This window comes from Rhodococcus sp. IEGM 1307 (assembly GCF_030056915.1).
Classification (GTDB): domain Bacteria; phylum Actinomycetota; class Actinomycetes; order Mycobacteriales; family Mycobacteriaceae; genus Rhodococcus_F; species Rhodococcus_F opacus_D.
Genome location: NZ_JASHKW010000008.1, coordinates 302964 through 321072, shown reverse-complemented (window position 1 = coordinate 321072; position 18109 = coordinate 302964). Strand labels below are relative to the sequence as shown.

At 68.3% G+C, this 18109-nt stretch carries 19 protein-coding genes and 1 pseudogene; 6 read left to right on the top strand and 14 right to left on the bottom strand.

Features of this window, described 5'->3' with window-relative positions:
* Positions 1–16: 16 nt before the first annotated feature.
* A complete protein-coding gene (gene guaB, locus QM841_RS18255; protein WP_037244801.1) occupies positions 17–1540 on the bottom strand; it encodes an IMP dehydrogenase in 1524 nt (507 codons plus the stop codon).
* 243 nt (positions 1541–1783) lie between these two features.
* On the opposite strand from guaB, the gene QM841_RS18250 reads away from it, so the two are divergent.
* A complete protein-coding gene (locus QM841_RS18250; RefSeq protein ID WP_005239778.1) occupies positions 1784–2188 on the top strand; it encodes a DUF5319 domain-containing protein in 405 nt (134 codons plus the stop codon).
* A gap of 85 nt (positions 2189–2273) precedes the next feature.
* On the opposite strand, the gene QM841_RS18245 is transcribed toward QM841_RS18250, so the two are convergent.
* The 5 genes and pseudogenes from QM841_RS18245 to QM841_RS18225 form a co-directional block, all read right to left on the bottom strand.
* Positions 2274–3293, bottom strand: a complete 1020-nt coding sequence (locus QM841_RS18245) for an anti-sigma-D factor RsdA (protein ID WP_283333006.1) — start codon at positions 3291–3293, stop codon at positions 2274–2276.
* Positions 3277–3855: a sigma-70 family RNA polymerase sigma factor gene (locus tag QM841_RS18240; protein ID WP_005239770.1), complete on the bottom strand. Its 579-nt coding sequence runs from the start codon at positions 3853–3855 to the stop codon at positions 3277–3279. Before QM841_RS18240 ends, QM841_RS18245 begins: the two co-directional genes overlap by 17 nt.
* Before the next feature lie 160 nt (positions 3856–4015).
* Positions 4016–4849 carry a hypothetical protein gene (locus QM841_RS18235; protein ID WP_283333005.1) on the bottom strand — a complete coding sequence of 278 codons (834 nt, stop codon included), beginning with the start codon at positions 4847–4849 and terminating at the stop codon, positions 4016–4018.
* Between the two features lie 34 nt (positions 4850–4883).
* Positions 4884–5588 carry a transcriptional regulator gene (locus QM841_RS18230; protein ID WP_283333058.1) on the bottom strand — a complete coding sequence of 235 codons (705 nt, stop codon included), beginning with the start codon at positions 5586–5588 and terminating at the stop codon, positions 4884–4886.
* A gap of 63 nt (positions 5589–5651) precedes the next feature.
* Positions 5652–5900, bottom strand: a pseudogene (locus tag QM841_RS18225) (MerR family transcriptional regulator); the annotation flags it as partial.
* 247 nt (positions 5901–6147) lie between these two features.
* Between QM841_RS18225 and QM841_RS18220 the strand changes: the two are divergent.
* From QM841_RS18220 to QM841_RS18210, 3 genes are all read left to right on the top strand, one after another.
* Entirely contained in the window at positions 6148–6441 is a 294-nt protein-coding gene (locus QM841_RS18220; RefSeq protein WP_005239766.1) for a WhiB family transcriptional regulator, read from the top strand.
* A gap of 172 nt (positions 6442–6613) precedes the next feature.
* On the top strand, positions 6614–7240 hold the full coding sequence (locus QM841_RS18215) for a sigma-70 family RNA polymerase sigma factor (RefSeq protein WP_283333004.1): 627 nt from the start codon (positions 6614–6616) through the stop codon (positions 7238–7240).
* 1 nt (position 7241) lies between these two features.
* Positions 7242–7961 (top strand): anti-sigma factor, encoded by a 720-nt coding sequence (locus QM841_RS18210; RefSeq protein WP_283333003.1) that lies wholly within the window; start codon positions 7242–7244, stop codon positions 7959–7961.
* Positions 7962–8057: 96 nt separating this feature from the next.
* Here QM841_RS18210 and groL read toward each other — a convergent pair whose 3' ends face one another.
* Positions 8058–9671, bottom strand: coding sequence for a chaperonin GroEL (groL, locus tag QM841_RS18205; protein ID WP_105412619.1), 1614 nt, complete (start codon positions 9669–9671; stop codon positions 8058–8060).
* A 92-nt stretch (positions 9672–9763) separates the two neighbouring features.
* Positions 9764–10063 (bottom strand): co-chaperone GroES, encoded by a 300-nt coding sequence (gene groES, locus QM841_RS18200; RefSeq protein WP_003940763.1) that lies wholly within the window; start codon positions 10061–10063, stop codon positions 9764–9766.
* A gap of 229 nt (positions 10064–10292) precedes the next feature.
* On the opposite strand from groES, the gene QM841_RS18195 reads away from it, so the two are divergent.
* Complete coding sequence (locus QM841_RS18195; RefSeq protein WP_283333002.1) at positions 10293–12011, top strand: TIGR03767 family metallophosphoesterase; 1719 nt, start codon at positions 10293–10295, stop codon at positions 12009–12011.
* Here QM841_RS18195 and QM841_RS18190 read toward each other — a convergent pair.
* Positions 12008–12544, bottom strand: a complete 537-nt coding sequence (locus QM841_RS18190; RefSeq protein ID WP_283333001.1) for a potassium channel family protein — start codon at positions 12542–12544, stop codon at positions 12008–12010. The two genes, QM841_RS18195 and QM841_RS18190, sit on opposite strands and share 4 nt — an antisense overlap.
* 205 nt (positions 12545–12749) lie before the next feature.
* On the opposite strand from QM841_RS18190, the gene QM841_RS18185 reads away from it, so the two are divergent.
* On the top strand, positions 12750–14354 hold the full coding sequence (locus QM841_RS18185; protein ID WP_283333000.1) for a DUF7159 family protein: 1605 nt from the start codon (positions 12750–12752) through the stop codon (positions 14352–14354).
* Here QM841_RS18185 and tsaD read toward each other — a convergent pair.
* From tsaD to QM841_RS18160, 5 genes are read right to left on the bottom strand one after another with little or no spacing between them, the layout of a single operon-like run.
* Positions 14347–15384 carry a tRNA (adenosine(37)-N6)-threonylcarbamoyltransferase complex transferase subunit TsaD gene (tsaD, locus tag QM841_RS18180; RefSeq protein ID WP_283332999.1) on the bottom strand — a complete coding sequence of 346 codons (1038 nt, stop codon included), beginning with the start codon at positions 15382–15384 and terminating at the stop codon, positions 14347–14349. The two genes, QM841_RS18185 and tsaD, sit on opposite strands and share 8 nt — an antisense overlap.
* Positions 15381–15860 carry a ribosomal protein S18-alanine N-acetyltransferase gene (gene rimI / locus QM841_RS18175; protein WP_283332998.1) on the bottom strand — a complete coding sequence of 160 codons (480 nt, stop codon included), beginning with the start codon at positions 15858–15860 and terminating at the stop codon, positions 15381–15383. Before rimI ends, tsaD begins: the two co-directional genes overlap by 4 nt.
* A complete protein-coding gene (gene tsaB, locus QM841_RS18170; protein ID WP_280782659.1) occupies positions 15857–16516 on the bottom strand; it encodes a tRNA (adenosine(37)-N6)-threonylcarbamoyltransferase complex dimerization subunit type 1 TsaB in 660 nt (219 codons plus the stop codon). Before tsaB ends, rimI begins: the two co-directional genes overlap by 4 nt.
* A gap of 50 nt (positions 16517–16566) precedes the next feature.
* Positions 16567–17055, bottom strand: a complete 489-nt coding sequence (gene tsaE, locus QM841_RS18165; RefSeq protein ID WP_283332997.1) for a tRNA (adenosine(37)-N6)-threonylcarbamoyltransferase complex ATPase subunit type 1 TsaE — start codon at positions 17053–17055, stop codon at positions 16567–16569.
* Entirely contained in the window at positions 17045–18109 is a 1065-nt protein-coding gene (locus QM841_RS18160; protein WP_283332996.1) for an alpha/beta fold hydrolase, read from the bottom strand. Before QM841_RS18160 ends, tsaE begins: the two co-directional genes overlap by 11 nt.

Below are 18109 nucleotides of genomic sequence, written 5' to 3'. Positions count from 1 at the left end.
GAATCGTGACTGGTTGCTAGCGAGCGGTGTAGTTGGGAGCTTCGACCGTCATCGTGATGTCGTGCGGGTGGCTCTCCTTCAGACCCGCAGCGGTGATCTGCACGAACTGCGCGTTCTGCAGTTCCTCGATCGACGACGCTCCCGTGTAGCCCATGGCGGCCCGCAGACCGCCCGTGAGCTGATGGGTGACCTGGGACAGCGGACCGCGGAACGCGACCCGGCCCTCGATGCCCTCCGGAACCAGCTTGTCCTCGGACAGCACGTCGTCCTGGAAGTAGCGGTCCTTGGAATACGACTTCGCGGCGCCACGGCTCTGCATCGCGCCGAGGGAACCCATGCCGCGGTAGCTCTTGTACTGCTTGCCGTTCACGAGGATCAGCTCGCCCGGCGACTCCGCGGTGCCCGCGAGCAGCGAACCGAGCATGGCCGTCGACGCGCCTGCCGCCAGGGCCTTCGCGATGTCGCCGGAGAACTGCAGTCCACCGTCGGCGATCACCGGCACACCGTGCGGCTTGGCTGCGGCGACCGCTTCGAGGATCGCAGTGATCTGCGGGGCGCCGACACCGGCGATGACGCGGGTGGTGCAGATGGAGCCGGGGCCGACACCGACCTTGACCGCGTCCACACCTGCCTCGATGAGAGCGGCCGCACCGCCGCGGGTGGCGACGTTGCCGCCGATGATCTGCACGCGCTCGTCAACCTCGGCCTTGAGCTTCGAGATCATGTCCAGCACGCCGGCCGAATGACCGTGGGCGCTGTCGACGACGAGCACGTCCACTCCGGCGTCGGTGAGAGCCATTGCGCGGCTCCACGCCTCGTCACCCACACCCACGGCGGCACCGACGAGGAGCCGGCCGTCGCGGTCCTTGGTGGCGTCCGGGTGCTGCTCGGTCTTCACGAAGTCCTTGACCGTGATGAGGCCGGTGAGCTTGCCCTGACCGTCCACGATCGGCAGCTTCTCGATCTTGTGGCGGCGGAGCAGACCCAGCGCCACCTCCGCGGTGACACCCTCCTGCGCGGTGATCAGCGGGGCCTTCGTCATGACCTCGGACACGGCGCGGTTCTGGTCGACCTCGAAGCGCATGTCGCGGTTGGTGATGATGCCGACGAGCTGCCCCGCCTCGTCGGTGACCGGAAGTCCGGAGATCCGGAAGCGGGCGCACTTGGCGTCGACCTCGGCGAGAGTGTCGGACGGCTTGCAGGTGACCGGGTCGGTGACCATTCCCGCCTCGGACCGCTTGACCGTCTCCACCTGCCCGGCCTGGGCCTCCACCGACAGGTTGCGGTGCAGGACGCCCATGCCACCGGCGCGGGCCATGGCGATGGCCATCCGCGCCTCGGTGACGGTGTCCATCGCGGAGCTGACGAGCGGCACTCGCAGCCGGATGTCCCTGGTCAGCTGGCTGGACGTGTCGACCTGGCCGGGGATGACATTCGACGCCGCCGGCAAGAGCAGGACGTCGTCGTACGTGAGACCCAGCATCGCGACCTTGTTCGGGTCGTCACCGCCGGTGTGTACATGCCCTGCTGAACTTGTCATGCGGTTCGGGCCCTCCATGGAACATAGGTGCGGCGCCGGTGGCGCCGTCTGTGGACATTCAGATCTTCGATCTGGTGGAAACTTTCGGGAACACGGATACAAGAAAAAGGCCGGAGCGACGATCGATATTCCCAGCTCCACAAACCATGATATCGGCTCGACGCGATCACCACGGAGCCCACCCACGCTGGGCGTACGCCGAACGGCTGGCGCAGACCGGGCTGACCTGCGTACCGTGGTGCTGTGCGCGATCAACTGCCTCCAGGTCTGCCCCCGGACCCCTTCGCCGGCGACCCCGCCGACCCGTCCGCAGCTCTCGACGCGATCGAACCGGGCCAACCACTCGACCCCCACGAGCGTCTCGCCGTGGAGGAAGATCTGGCCGACCTCGCCGTGTACGAGGCGCTGCTGGCACATCGCGGGATCCGCGGTCTCGTCGTCTGCTGCGAAGACTGCCAGCAAGATCACTACCACGATTGGGACATGCTTCGTGCCAACCTCCTCCAGCTTCTGGTCGACGGCACCGTGCGCCCGCACGAGCCCGCCTACGACCCGACACCCGAGGCATACGTCACCTGGGACTACTGCCGCGGCTACGCGGACGCCTCGATGAACGACGCTCTGCACGGAGACGGTTTCGACGCCTGATCCGGCACAACCCGATACAGACCACTGTGGCCCGACACGCGAAGTGTCGGGCCACAGTGGTCTGTGCGGGAGGGCCGCCGAACCGCTAGCTGGTGGGCGGTAGCACCGGGACCGGGGTCGTGGTGGTGGGCAGCGGCACCGTCGAGGGCTCCTGCGGCGGCTGCTGGGTGGACGGCTCCGTCGCCGGAGTGTCCGAGGGCAGCGTCGGAACCAACATGATCGTGGGATCCGGGCTCATGGGCGGCACCGTTTCGGGCGGAGGCGGCGGCAGCGTGGGCAGCTGTGGCAGCGGGATGGGCGGCAGTCCCGGAATCTGCAGATCCGTCGGCAGGGTTCCCGGCAACTGCTCGATTCCCGGCAGTGTCGTCGAACCGGGTGTGCCCGGCACGGTGGCCGGCAACTCGGTGGCCTGCGTCGGCGCATCCGTCGTGGTGGTACCGGGCGTCGTCGTCGCAGGCGGCGTGGTGGGAGCGATCTTCTCGACCTCCGCGGCGAGCTTCGCCCGCCACACGTCGAGTTCGTTGCGCATGTCGGCGTCGCGTACCCCGCCGGAACGGTCGGCGGCGCCCTCGAGCAGGTTCTTCGCCGCCTCCGCGTCGCCCGAGGCGATCAGCCGCTCGGCCTCCTGCAGCTGCGACGTGGTGTCGATCTGTGCGACGGTCGAATCGGCCTGCTGGCTGAACACGACCGACTTGACGCTCCACAGCGGATCGCCGGGTGCGGCGTTGTACGAGAAGATGGTCGCGCCACCCATGACGACCGCGATCGCGGCGGCAGCGCCTGCGATGGGTCGCAACAAGCGGAGCTTGCTGCGGGCAGCGCTGCGTGCGGAACGGGCGTCCGAGGCGTCGATCGCCGCGATCACGTCGTCCAGCAGCGGCCCGGTCGGCATCGGCGTCGCCACGATGTCGGCGCGCCAATTGGTCAGCAGAAGCGCGAGCTCGTACTGCTCCGGCGAATCCGTTGCGACGGGACCGCCGCCGGCGATCGCGTCGATCAAAGCGTCGTCGCGGCGCACTGCCGCGACGTCCACCGGTGCGTCGTCTCCTGGGAGATCGGCATCGGGATTGCCGTTGCGCTTGATGCCCCTAGCCAAACCTCTCACCTGCCCTCGTCACTTCTTTTTTCAGTTTCGCGATGGCTCGGTGTTGAGCCACGCGGACAGCTCCCGCAGTACTACCCACGGCCGCGGCCGTCTCCTCGGCTGACATACCGACCACGAGGCGGAGGATCAAGATCTCCCGGTGCTTCTCCGGCAGCGTGCTCAGCAGTTCGTTCATCTGCCTGCTTGCTTCCGAGTCCAGCGCCCTCTGTTCGGGTCCGTCATCGTTGGCTACGACATCCGGTACTTCGGCGACGGGCTCCGACTTGTTACGGGCGGAGTTCCGATGCGCGTCGGCGACCTTGTGCGCGGCGATCCCGTAGACGAATGCCATGAACGGCCGGCCTTGATCCTCGTAACGAGGCAAGGCCGTCATCACGGCGAGGCACACTTCTTGTGCCACGTCGTCCGCGGAGAGTTGTCCCCTCTCCGCAGCACCGACCCTGGCTCTGCAGTAACGCACAACCAAGGGCCGAATGTTTTCCAGGACCAGAGCTAAAGCGGCCCGGTCACCCTGCGTTGCAGCGGCGACTGCGGAGTCCAACTCCTCGCTCGTATTAGTCATCGTTGCTGAATATCCTGGCGTTACAGTGGCACCTCCCCCGATGGGTGTGCTCCCGCTCTCAGCGGAACACTCCAAGAGTAACGGTGCGGACCGAACGGTATTCGCCCGGATTCGCAGCGATTCGCGCGCAACCGGGCCGCACGGGGCTCGACCAGCGGAGTCAGATTCGGAAGCGCCCACCTCGCGCCCTGATGACGGCTTCGCACTCCGTACGCACGGCCTCCGCAGGTGAGTCGGATGTCACACCACTCAGCAACATCGCAGCTGCCCACTTCAGAGGTATCAAGCCGTACCGATCGCACCGGTCGAGCACATCCGCGGCAAGCCGCGCCGCCGGACCCGAATCGGGCTCCCCCGTCATGGACGCGCTCCGCAGCAGATCCGATTTGACGCGGTGTCGCGCAGATCCGGCGGCCTCCGAAATTTCCGCAGCGGTCTCGGCGTGGCGGCGCGCCGAGGCGAAGTCTCCGCCCGCGAGAAACAACTCCGCACTCACCCAGTGCCTGCGGACGCGCTGGCGCCACAGCTCGTCGGGAGCACGCTCGTCCAGATGCTCGGAGCACCTGCCGAGAAGCCGCCGGCCCAGTGCCAGCCGGCCGCACCCCAGCGCGTCGGCGGCCAGCCCCGTCAGCGCGTCGCACCGCGCTTCGCGAACCAGGACGCCGTCCTCGTCGCCCGGACGCGTCCCGACGGCGGCGAGAGCCCGGCCGTCGAACCCGGACGCCACACCGTGCCAGCCGAGCTGCCTCAGCAACGACGCCTGCGTGCTCCAGGCGAGCGAGACGACCGCAGGCTCGGCCACCCCGCCCCGCGTCAGTGCGTCCAGCTCTGCGCGGGATCGGGCGTAGTGCCCCCGGGCACCCCACGCCACCGCTCGCATCCAGCGCTCGACGGGAACGTCGGACGCCGGCAGCGGGCACGCGCCCGGGTCGGCGCCGAAAGCCGCGCGGATCAACGAATTCGTGGCGTCGGAACGGAGACTGGAGTCGGGCACGCCGAGATCATCGCATCGTCCGGCCGCCCCGCGGTCAGGTGACCGCGGTGACGGCGTCCACGGCCTCGTCCAGCGTGCCCAGCACCGCGATCGATCGGGGCAGCGACTGCGTCCGGCATCCAGGGCCGCCCGCGAGCATCGTCAACCCGGTGCGCCTGCGGCGGATCGCCCGCAGGAGAGACGGGAGGTCGCATCCGGCGGCGGGAAACCACAGGACGATCGCGTCCGGCTCGGCGTTGGTCACGGCAGCGAGAAGCGCCGACCGGCACAGGGGCAGCGCGATCCGCGTGTCCACCGCGGCCGTGGCCAGGGCGGCGCCCAGGGCCCGGAATTCGAGGCTGTACGGGTCAGCGGGAACTGAGTCCGATAGATCCGCCGGCACGTGCACGAGCAGGACACGGCCACCACCGCCGATCGGCGCGTCCAGCGTCATCGTGGACAGGATTCCTGCGACGCACTCGGCGAATACGCGGACACTCGCAGCCGCAGCCTCCGAATTCCTGCCCTCGTCCGCCCATTCGAGCACCGGAACGACCAGGGTCGTCCACATGGAGCTGAATCCCCGCTCCGCGACGGCCCGCACGACGATCCGCCGGATTGTCACGACGTCTCGCGCCAGCAACGCACCCGATAAATTCCGGACGGACGCCTCGGCGCCGCCGAGGCCGGAAAAGGATGACAAAAGGTTCGACGGGTCTGTTTCCGTCCCGTTCACCGAGTTGTCACCCAGATTTTTCACACCCGGTCGGTGGTCGCTTTCTGACGAATATGTAGCCATTGCGTTAATCGCATATCTCGCGGCCTCCGCGGAGTTTGCACCACCGTCCAGAGCGTGTTGCATGCATTCGAGCCGGGCGACGTCGCGCGGCGTGTATCGCCGGTGACTTCCCTGCGCGTGCACGGAGGGTCCGATGCCGTATCTGCGGTCCCAGGTGCGGAGCGTCGACGGAGCGACCCCGAGCTTTCTGGCCAGGGCGGATACCGAGATCGTCGGTCCCTCGTCCGGGGGTCCGGAAGGGGGCTGGGTGTGAGGCTCCGCGGGCTGGGGCACCCGCACATCGTCGCCCGTGACCGGGGGTCTTTCAACCCGAAACGGAATCACGGAACCGCGGGAAAGTAAATATTTTCCAGGTTAACTTTCAGCTCGTGGGATATGTAAATCGCCACTGTGAACAACTATTGACGCGATTTCACAACCGACTCTACGGTTAGCGACGTGAATGATTAGTGGCTTGAACGTACCTACGAGCCCACGGTCCGCTCGTCGCCCGAGGCGAGCTTGCAGCTAAGGAGTCCACATGCCTGCACCCAACCACCTGCCCGGCCCGAACGCCGATATCTGGGATTGGCAGATGCACGGACTGTGCCGCGGGGTCGACTCCTCGATGTTCTTCCATCCCGACGGAGAGCGTGGCCGGGCGCGCGCGCAGCGGGAGACCCGCGCGAAGGAGATGTGCAGACGCTGCCCGGTCCTCGCCCAGTGCCGCAATCACGCGCTGAGCGTGTCCGAGCCGTACGGGATCTGGGGCGGAATGTCCGAAACGGAACGCGAGATGCACGCCCGGCACAGACGCGGCCGGATAGCCGTCTGACCGCTTCACCACACTCACCGGGGAACCCTCGTCGCCGCGCGGGGGTTCCCCGCGTCACATCGACACCCTCGACACCCATCCACCGCGACGCGGTCTCCGAATGCCTACCGGCTGGAGGAGATGAGTGGATGTGCACGCTACCGTGGTTCTCGATGAAGCGAGACGACCTCCGGTGACGAACCCCGAGGGCAACACTCCAGCGGCCGACGTGTGCTCGGCGGACGCAGCCGGGGCACACCGGGCCCGAACCACCGAATCCACCGAGCTCCACGACACCATGGCCCGCGTCGCGAACGGGGACGCCGACGCGTTCGCCGAACTCTACGACCGGACGAGCGCCCGGGTACACGGCATGGTTCTGCGGGTCCTGCGCGACCCCGGGTACGCGGAGGAGACGACACAGGAGGTCTTCCTCCAGGCGTGGCGCACCGCATCGAACTTCGATCCGGCCCGCGGCTCCGTACTGTCCTGGCTGATGACGCTCGCGCACCGCCGGGCGGTCGACCGCGTGCGGTCGGAGCAGGCGGGCACCGACCGCGAGACGCTCTACGAGACCACCAACATCGCCGGGCCGTTCGACCACGTCACCGAGGAGGTGACCCGCCGGCTCGAGCATCAATCGGTGCTCGCCTGCCTGGACTCGCTCACGGACACGCAGCGTGAGTCCGTCGCGATGGCGTACTACGACGGCCGCACCTACCGGGAGGTCGCCTCCCAGCTGGGGGTCGCCCTGTCCACGGTGAAGACGCGCATCCGTGACGGACTGACGCGTCTTCGCGGGTGCCTGGGGGGTCTGTGACATGAACGACGAACTCGTGGGCATGGCCTACCCGTACGCACTCGATGCACTGGACGACAGTGAGCGCCGCGAACTCGACACCGATCTCGCAACCACCGACGAGGACACCCGCTCCACGTTCACCGACGAGGTCCGGCGGATCCGCGAAGCGTTCGCGGTGGTGAGTGCAGTGGGAGCCGTCGACCCCCCGCCCCGGGTGCGGACGCGAGTCCTCGACGAGGTCAGGCAATCCGCGTCCGGGCCGACATCGCTCACCGAACGCCGCACCCGCCGGCGCCGCTGGCAGGTCGCCGTCGCCGCCGCCGCCGCCGTCGGGGTGCTCGCCGGCGGAACGGTGATCGTCCGGCAGCTCACGGAAGGTCCGGCGCCGACCGTGGCGGAGCAGGTTCTCGACGCCTCCGACGTGCACTCGTCGACGAGTGCGATCGCGGCCGGCGGGTCCGCGACCGCCAACTACTCGAAGTCGCAGGACGCGGTGGTGTTCGTGCTGGACGGTGTCGCCCCGCCCAGCGCCGACACCGTGTACCAGCTGTGGCTGATGCCGGCGTCCGGGGACGCGCCCGTGCCCGCGGGAACCCTCTCTCCCGGAGAGGTGCAGCCGACCACGACGATCGTCCTCGACGACGTGGGGTCGATGTCGAAGCTGGCCGTCACCGTCGAACCGCCCGGAGGATCACCCCAGCCGACGTCGGAACCGTTCGCGGTGCTGCAACTGAGCTGAGCCGGCGCCTGCCGGCAGAAGAAACCCCCGCGCGGTGATCCGCACGGGGGTTTCTTCGCTCGAACGATCGGAGCCGATCGGTCGCGACGGCAGAGCCTAGTGGCTGTGCCCGTGACCGGTCTGCTGCTCGTCCTCTTCCGCCGGCTTCTCGACCACGGCGCTCTCCGTGGTGAGGATCATCCGCGCGACCGAAGCCGCGTTGACGACCGCGGAGCGGGTGACCTTCACGGGGTCGACGACACCGTCGGCGAGCAGGTCGCCGTAGGTCAGGGTCGCGGCGTTGAAACCGTGGCCCTTGGGCTGCTCGGCAACCTTGCTGGTGACGACGGAACCGTCGAGACCGGCATTGCTGGCGATCCAGTACAGCGGCGCCTGCAGTGCTTCGCGCACGACCTTGACGCCCGTGGCCTCGTCACCGGTCAGACCGAGGTTGTCGGCCAGCTCGGTGCTCGCCTGGACGAGGGCGGAACCGCCACCGGGGACGATGCCCTCGGCGACAGCAGCCTTCGCGGCGTTGACGGCGTCCTCGACGCGGAACTTGCGCTCCTTGAGGTCCGTCTCCGTGGCCGCGCCGACCTTGATGACGGCGACGCCACCGGCCAGCTTCGCCAGACGCTCTTCGAGCTTCTCGCGATCCCAGTCGGAGTCGGTGTTCTCGATCTCGCGGCGCAGCTGCGCGACGCGACCCTTGATGTCGTCGTCGGTTCCGGCGCCGTCGACGATCGTGGTCTCGTCCTTGCTGACCACGACGCGGCGTGCGCTGCCGAGCAGGTCCAGCCCGGCGTCCTTCAGCGTGAGGCCGACGTCGGAGTTGATGACCGTGCCACCGGTGACGACGGCGAGGTCGTCGAGGAACGCCTTCCGGCGGTCACCGAAGAACGGCGCCTTGACGGCGACGGCCTTGATGGTCTTCCGGATGGAGTTGACCACGAGCGTCGAGAGCACCTCGCCCTCGACGTCCTCCGCGATGATGAGGAGGGGCTTGCCGCTTTCGGCAACCTTCTCCAGCAGCGGCAGGAAATCGGGCAGGGACGTGATCTTCTCGCGGTACAGCAGCACGAGAGCGTCCTCGTACACGGCCTTCTGTGCATCGAGGTCCGTGACGAAGTACGGCGACAGGTATCCCTTGTCGAACTGGACGCCCTCGGTGATCACGAGCTCGGTCGCCAGGGTCGAGGATTCCTCGACCGTCACGACGCCGTCGGTGCCGACGCGGGTGAGCGCCTCGCCGACCATTTCGCCGATCTCCTCGTCACGCGAGGACACGGTCGCGACCTGGGCGATGGACGTCTTGCCCTCGACCGGCTTCGCGGCGGCGAGGAGTGCCTCGACGACCTTGTCGGCCGCGGCGTTGATGCCGATGCCGAGCGCCATCGGGTTCGCACCCGCGGCGATGTTCTTCAGACCGCCTCGCACGATGGCCTGAGCCAGCACGGTCGCGGTGGTGGTTCCGTCGCCTGCGACGTCGTTGGTCTTGGTGGCGACGCTCTTGACGAGCTGCGCGCCGAGGTTCTCGAACGGGTCCTCGAGCTCGATTTCCCGGGCGATGCTGACGCCGTCGTTGGTGACGGTCGGGCCGCCGAAGGCCTTCGCCAGCACTACGTGGCGGCCACGCGGACCCAAGGTCACCTTGACCGCGTCGGCAAGCTTGTCGACTCCACGCTCGAGAGACCGGCGTGCGACCTCGTTGAACTCAATCTGCTTGGACATGTGTTCTGTCTTCTCCTGGATCTCAGGGTTACGCGCGTGAACGCACTCCGCCCCGGGATCCTGTGGGGACTCCGGGGCGGATCACGTATGGCTTACTTGGAGACGACAGCCAGCACGTCGCGTGCCGACAGGATCAGGTACTCCTGGCCGGCGTACTTGATCTCGGTTCCGCCGTACTTGGAGTAGATGACCGTGTCACCCTCCTTGACGTCGACCGGGATGCGGTTGCCCTGCTCGTTGACGCGGCCTTCGCCGACTGCGACGACGGTGCCCTCCTGGGGCTTCTCCTTGGCCGTGTCGGGAATGACCAGGCCGGAGGCAGTCGTCGTCTCAGCCTCGTTGGCCTGGACGAGGATCTTGTCCTCGAGCGGCTTGATGTTGACGCTCGCCACGATGAGCCCTCCACTTTGGGGTATGCGGGTCCGGAGACTTCTCCGGACTCCTGTTTGAGTGTTCCGTTTACGGCACTTCACACAGCCCCGTCGTCGCGGGTGCCGGAGCTCGATCGGCGCCACTTGGCACTCTATACGTGAGAGTGCCAACGCTCAAGGAGAAGGGGGTGGTAAACCGCGCCGACCGAATGTCGGCCTGTCTCACGGGTCGTCACCTAAGGTTCGTCTGGTGTCTGACATCAATCGGCGTAGATTCCTGACATTTGCCGGACTCGGGGCGATCGGAACAGTGGGATTCGGAGCACGCCCGTGGGGGTTGCAGTACGCGGGCGCGGCGCCTCTTCCCACGTCCGGGGCCGGCACCACCCTCGAAGCGGTGGCCGTCCCCCTCGGCAGCTCCGGCTACCGCAGGCTCGGCGCGGGCCCGGGGTGGCCGACGATCGTCCGCACCGAACTCGCCGAGGCGCGCAGCGGGCGCGAGGACCGGCGCACCGCCCTCGCCTCCCTCGTCCAGCTCACGGACGTCCACCTGGTCGACGCCCAGTCCCCGATGCGTTTCGAATACGTGCACCCCTTCACGGGGTCCGCGTTCCGCCCGCACGAGACACTCACCGCCCAAGGTCTCGTCGCCCTGGTCGCACGCGTCAACGCGCTCGCGTCCGGCCCGCACACCCAGCGCCCGTTCGACGCGGTCGTGAGTACCGGCGACAACACCGACAACAAGGAGTTCGCCGAACTCGGCTGGTTCCTCACCGCACTCAACGGCGGCACCATCGTCCCCAACACGGGCGCACCCGACCGCTACGAAGGCGTGCAGAACTCGGGTGCGGAACTGTACTGGAACCCGGAGTCCTCCCTCCAGGACATGTACAAGAAGGCCGGGTTCCCCGAGATACCCGGCCTGCTCGGCGCGGCGATCTCTCCCGTCACGAGCCCCGGCCTCCGCACCCCCTGGTATTGCGTCTTCGGCAATCACGACGACTCGGTGCAGGGCACCGTCCCGAGCGGCATCCCACCGCTCGAAGCGATGTACACCGGTTCTCTGAAGTTCGAGGTCCCGGGATCGCCGGAAGAGGCGAAGGCGGTCGACATCGCGACCAGGTTCGATCCCGGCGCCATTCCCGCCGCCCTGTCCGCGATCACGACCCCAGCGCGGGTCGTCACACCCGACCCCGCACGCGCGCCGTTCACGCCCCGCCAGTTCATCGCCGCCCACCTGGACCCGGCCAACACCGGCCCCGGACCGGTCGGCCACGGTTTTGCACCGGACGCCGGCGAGACCGGGATCGGCTACTACTCGTTCGAGATCGCACCCGGCGTGGTCGGCATCAGCATGGATTCCACCAACCGGGCGGGGTTCGTCGACGGCTCGCTCGGTGCGGCGCAGTTCCGGTGGATCGAGGACACTCTGGTGGCCGGCAGCAGCCGGTACTTCGACACGGCCGGCAATCCGGTGACGCAGGCACGCGGCGACACCTGGTTCGTACTGTTCAGCCACCACACCAGCGGCAGCATGGACAACGTCGTCCCCGACCCCTCCGCCCCGGCGGAACCCCGGATCCGGGGTTGGCGACTGGTGGATCTGCTGCACCGATTCCCGAACGTCCTCGCCTGGGTCAACGGACACACCCACGAGAACCGGATCACCCCGTGGCCCGGATCGACTCCGGAGCAGTCGTTCTGGGAGATCAACACGGCCTCGCACATCGACTTCCCCCAGCACGGGCGAATCATCGAGGTGGTCGACAACATCGACGGAACCGTGTCTCTGCTCACGACACTGTTCGAGGCCGACAGTCCCTACGCCGTCGACCACACCGATCTCTCACCGCTCGGGTTGGCGTCGCTGTACCGGGAGTTGTCGTTCAACGACATTCACGCCGACCCCGACCTGCTCGGCGGGACACCCGACAGGAACGTCGAACTGATGCTGGCGTCGGGTCGCTAGGTCCGGCGCCTGCGGGCCCAGTCGACGGCCGCGACGATCGCGCGGATGCCGACGCCGAGAAGGATCAGGTTTCCGATGATCTGCACACTCACGACGGCTCGCGACGGATCGGTCGTCGCGGCGATGTCGCCGAACCCGACGGTCGAGAAGATGGTGAGCGAGAAGTACAACGCACCCATGCGTGTGAGGGGTTCGGTGAAGTAACCCGGATCGCTTTCGGACATCAGGCAATATCCTGCCGAGAACCCGAGCAGGTACAGCGGCAGGATCAGGGCCAGTGCCTCGATCGCCTGGAGCGCCGGTACGTCGGACCGGACGATCCGGCGGATCTGCCAGACCGCGACCGCCGCGACCGCGAGCAAACCGCCGGCCAGGAAGAACACACCCGACATGTCCCCGAACGAGGTCCACGGCAGGGCGAAGTAGACCACGAGGCACAGGACGACAGTGACCAATGGGCGCAGAAGTGCACGCAGCAGAAGCCGTCGGCGCTCGCGTCTCGTGAGGTTGCGAAAATCGCTGGCGCGTCGCATGAGATTCCTTTGGACAACTGTGCAGGTGAGACCGGCTATCGAGCGCCATCCTCGTCTTCTGCGGCCGAAAGTCGGGAGCGAAATCCGTTTGTTTTCTGTAACGTTCAGATAACAGTCGCCGATTCAACGGGCAGGGATTCCCCGCTGAACAGGGCGTTCCGACAGAGATGGCAGGTCACGCGTCGAAAACGTGAGGGGGTGTGTGATGGGGATGTCCTTGGGGATGTCCACCGGTGCGTCCGGTGTGGGTTCCGCCCTCGTCACCACGGCCTCGAACGGTTCGCAGAACGTCGAGTTCCGTTACCTGTCCGCCGATCAGGCGCACACCGACCTCGGTGACCTGGTCCGCTCGTCGATCTCGCTGATGACCACCCAGGTCCCTGCCGACCCCACCACTCCCGACGCGTTCGCCGTCGCGTACCGCACGGCGGAACAGGCGCATTCGATCCGCAGCGCCGTCAGCAGGCAGCGGCACCGCGTGCATCTCGTGCCCGAGACCGCCGCCACGCTCACCTACCTGCGGCACACCGGCGAGGTCGCCCAGCATGCCACGGTCGCGATCGTCGACTTCGGCGAGTCCGGACTGTCCGTCGCCGTCGTCGATCAGGTCGACGGCACCGTCCTGCACACCGATCGCACGAGCCGTGTGAGCGGCACCGGAATCGACGACCTCGTCTTCCACCACGTCGTCGGCAGCCTCTCGACCCCGCATCCCCTGCGGCACCTGGACCGCGACCTGCTCTCGGCGCGGTGCCGCGTCGCCAAAGAGCAGTTGTCCTCGGAGCCGAACGCACACGTCGACATCGACCTGCAGGGCATCCGCCCGATCGAGATCAGCCGCACCAGGTTCGACGAGATCGCCGCACCCACTGTCCGGGTCGCGGTGGAGTTCATCCGCGCCACCGTCGCCGACTCCCCACGTCAACCGGATGCCTTTGCCCTCGTCGGCGGTGGCGCGAACATTCCCGCGATCACTTCCGCCGTCGCCGACGCGTTCGCCGCACGGGTCGTCGTGATGCCCGAACCCGACACGGCGACCGCGAAAGGTGCGGCGTTGCTCGCCGTCTCCTCGGCCATCCGCGACTACCCGGCCACCGAGTCGAACCGCCCCGGTTCGGCTGCCAAGGTGTCGGGGGCACTCGTCGGCGCCCTCGTGGTCGGAGGTCTCGTTCTCGGTTACGGCGTCAAGGAACTCGCGCCCGCGCCGGATCCCAATGTCTCCCCCGCGGGGACCGACATGTTCCAGACCACCGAGCAGGTCACGACAACGACAACGGACGAACCTCCCGCCACGCGGATTCCGTCGTATGATCCGACGCCGACGTCGGAGTTCTACCCGAATCAGGTTGCGCCGCCCACGTCCGAACCGCAAACGGACCGGACCTCCGAGCAGACGCCCGATTCGACGAGCGAGACCACGACACCGCGCACCACCACCCCGGTGCCGACACCCACGGCACCGCCGCGTCCGACGCTGCCGGGAACGAACCCGCCGCAGCCCTCGTGGCCGCACATCGAATGGCCCGCGATTCCGCCGCTGTGGCCGCAGGTTCCGGGGGAATCCACGCCGAACGAACCGAGCCCCGTCGCGCCCGCACCCGACGTTCCCGAGGTGGCACCGCCGCCTGCGGAGACGCCCGCCGCTCCCGCGGAACCCAGTACCCCCGCGGCACCCGAGGGACTCTTCCCGATGGTCCCGGCGCCGGGCACGGTCGCTCCGAGTCCCGATGCGTCGCAACCGAGTGGTGCTCAGCCCGGTGAGGCGCTCACTCCCCCGGCCACGCAGACCGTCACGATTCCGGTCAGCTGAACACCTGACTGGTCGCCACCGACAGTCCGGGGTCGCTGGCCACGGTCAGCAGGGACGGCGCGGCGCCGCCGGCGATCAGATGCGCGCCGAGCGAGGCGATCATCACTCCGTTGTCGGTGCACAGGCGCGGTTTCGGTACCCGCAGGGTCAGTCCGGCGTCGGCGCAACGTTCCTCGGCGAGTGCGCGGATGCGGGAGTTGGCCGTGGCGCCGCCACCGAGAACCAGCGTGTCCACGCCGACGTCGCGGGCTGCCCGCACCGCTTTCATCGTCAGCACGTCCGCCACGGCCTCCTGGAAGCTCGCGGCGATATCCGGCACCGAGCACACCTCCCCTGCCCGCTCCTTGGACTCCACGTACCGTGCGACAGCCGTTTTCAGCCCGGAGAACGAGAAGTCGTGCCGGGCGTCCCGGGGCCCGGTCATACCGCGCGGGAAGGGGATGGCGTCGCGGTCGCCGTCCTGCGCCGCGGCGTCGAGAGCGGGGCCACCGGGGAATCCGAGGCCGAGGAGGCGGGCCACCTTGTCGAAGGCTTCGCCGGCGGCGTCGTCCACGGTGGTGCCGAGTTCGACGATGGGCTTCGCAAGATCCTCGACGTGCAGGAGGTGGGTGTGCCCACCGGACACGAGCAGTGCCACGCACGGCGGCATCGGTCCGTGTTCGAGGGTGTCGACCGAGACGTGACCGCCGAGGTGGTTCACCGCGTAGAACGGGACGTCCCACGCCGCCGCATAGGCTTTCGCGGCCGCGACACCGACGAGCAGGGCACCGGCCAGACCGGGTCCGATGGTGACGGCGAGAGCGTCCGGCTTGGCGATCCCGGCGGCGGCGAGGGCCCGCCGCATCGTCGGGACGATCGCCTCGAGGTGCGCACGGGACGCGACCTCCGGCACCACCCCGCCGTACCGTGCGTGCTCTTCGACGCTGGATGCGACCTCGTCCGCGAGGAGTTCGCACGTTCCGTCACCGTTCCACCGGACGATGCCGACTCCGGTCTCGTCACAAGAGCTTTCGATCCCCATGACGATCATTGCACCGGCTCCTCACCCGATCCGGGGCGACGCATCGTGAAGGCGTCCGCACCGCTCGGTTGGTAGTACTTCTTACGGGTTCCCACGATCTCGAATCCTTCACGTCGGTAGAGGGCGACCGCCGCGTCGTTGTCGGTGCGCACTTCGAGAAACACCGGGCCACCCCGGGTGTCGGCCACTCGGAGGAGCTCGTCGAGGAGGGCGCCGCCGATCCCCCGGCGCTGACACGCCGGATCCGTTCCGATCGTGTGTATCTCGGATTCGGGATGTGAACCGTCACCCAGCAGGGCGATTCCGGCGTACCCGACGACGTGGCCGGTGTCGTCCCGCGCCACGGTGTAGTGCACGTGCGGGGCGGCCAGTTCCGCCCTGAATGCGCGTGCGCTCCAGGGTCCGTCACCGGCGAAGAGGAGTGTCTCGAGCTCCGCGCACCGTTCGGCGTCGGCGGCCGCCATCGGTTCGATGCGGAAAGTCATTTCTTCCGGTCCGCCAGTTCGACCGCGTCCGGGCGCCGCAGGTAGAGCGGTACGAGCGCCGCCGGGGCCGCATCACTGAACAGGGCCTCCGCGGCCACCGCGACCAGTCCTGCGGGCGATGGTGTTTCCACGGGCTCGACAGGGAGATCGAAGAAGTCGACGTGTGACGGCGATCCCGCCACCACCTCGGACGGCATCGGCTCGAGTTCGCGCGGCTTCACCACCGCGGGACCTTCTACCCGCACCCCTGCCGAATAGCGCGCCCAGTACACCTCACGCCGCCGTGCATCCGTGACGACGAGCAGATTCCGGTCGCCGTCCACCTGCGCGGCGATGGCGTCGAGGCTGCACACGCCGTGGGCCGGAATGCCGAGGGCGTCGGCGAACGCGGCGGCGGTGGCCATCCCCACGCGCAGTCCGGTGAACGGCCCGGGTCCGGCGCCGACCACCACTGCGTCGAGGTCCGCGGCGACGTGCCCCGACTCGGTGAGGCATTCGAGGATGTGCGGGGTGAGCACTTCCGCGTGGGCGCGCGGGTTGACCGTCACGCGCACCGCGAGGGTGTGCACCGCCTCCACCGATGCGGAATCGGCCGAAACCCGGACGACTCCGGCGGTCACGGCAGGCGTGGACGTGTCGATGGCGAGAACAAGCACGGTAACTGAGGGTACTCGCACGTCAGAACCGCTCCCGACACCCGACCCCGTCAGGAAATCCACTCCCAGTGGGCGGTGCGGACGTCCGTCTCCGGTTCGCGGCGCAGGCGTACCCGCAGATGACGATCGGCCAGCTGCTCCGCGATGCCCTCGCCCCATTCGACGACGACAACCGCTGCAGTCAGGTCGGTGTCGAGGTCGAGCGCGTCGAGTTCGTCCAGCGCGTGGGGGCCGCTTCCACCCAGTCGGTACGCGTCCACGTGCACCATCCCGACCGGGGTGCCCCCGCCGGGCCGCGTGCCCGCCCGGTGCTCCCGCGCGATCACGAATGTGGGCGAAGTCACCCGCCCCTGCACGCCGAGCCCGGCTCCGATCCCCTTCGTCAGTGCGGTCTTCCCCGCACCGAGGGGTCCGTCGAGGACCACGAGATCCCCGGCGACGAGGCCCCGGGCGAGATCTCGGCCGAACTGCTCGGTGTCCTCCGCCGTCGGCAACACCACGGTCCCGCTCACGGGCAACACTCCCTCTTCAGCCGACATCGGACTGCTCACGCGACTCGTACGTCGCCAGGCCACGATGCAGGACCCGGTCGACGGCGTCCGACACCACGGACGGGAATTCGAGCTGCACCAGATGGCCGGCACCGCGCACCCGTACCAGTTCGGACTCCGGAAGGTCCGCTGCCAGTTTCCGTGAGCTGCCGAACGGGATGATCATGTCGCTGTCGCCGCACACCACGACGGATGGGGTGCGCTCGATCGCCTCGAGTGACGCGGACTCGTCGTGCAATTCGAGTGTGCGCAGAAAGTTCACGATGGTCACCACCGACGTCCGGTCCAGCATGGAGTCGGAGAACTTGTGCAGCCGCGGACTCACGTCCGTGCCGTACGACGCCGCCCGAAGAATCGGGGTGATCAGCACGCGGGCCGCGCCGCGAGCGTGCTGGACGAGTTCGGGTGAGGTCCGGACTGCCATCCGGAAGCCGTCGATGACCGGGTTCTGCAGGTTCCGCGTCAATCCGGTCTCGCTGAGACCGGCGGCGGCCGTGGCCACCAGGCCCACACCGACCACCCGCGACGCCACCAGTTCGGGCCGCTGCCCGGCGAAGGCCAGGACCGTCATTCCGCCCATCGAATGCCCCACGAGCACAACCGGTCCGGTGGGGGCCTTCGCCTCGATCACGGTCGCGAGATCGGCGCCCAGTTGAGCGATGGTGCAGGTCGCCGTGGACGGCACACCCGAATCGCCGTGCCCTCGTTGGTCGTAGAACACCATCCGCACGTCGTCGCCCCACCGCTCGGCGAGCTGGCGGCGCTGGAAATGCCACGACGTCATGTCCAGGCAGTAGCCGTGCACGAACACCGCCGTCACCGGCGCGTCCTCGGGGCCGACCTCGCGGACCGCGAGCGCGACGCCGTCCTCGGTGACCACGACGCTGCGCCGGTCCCGCGACATCAGCGTGAAGTCCTCGTCACCGTAGATCTCGCGGCCCGGCCGGGTCGCGCTGCGTAGCGCGTTGACACCGGCGACCGAACCGAGCGCCAGCGCGCTCAGCAGGCCGCCGACGAGCCCCAGACGCTTCGACAACCCCAT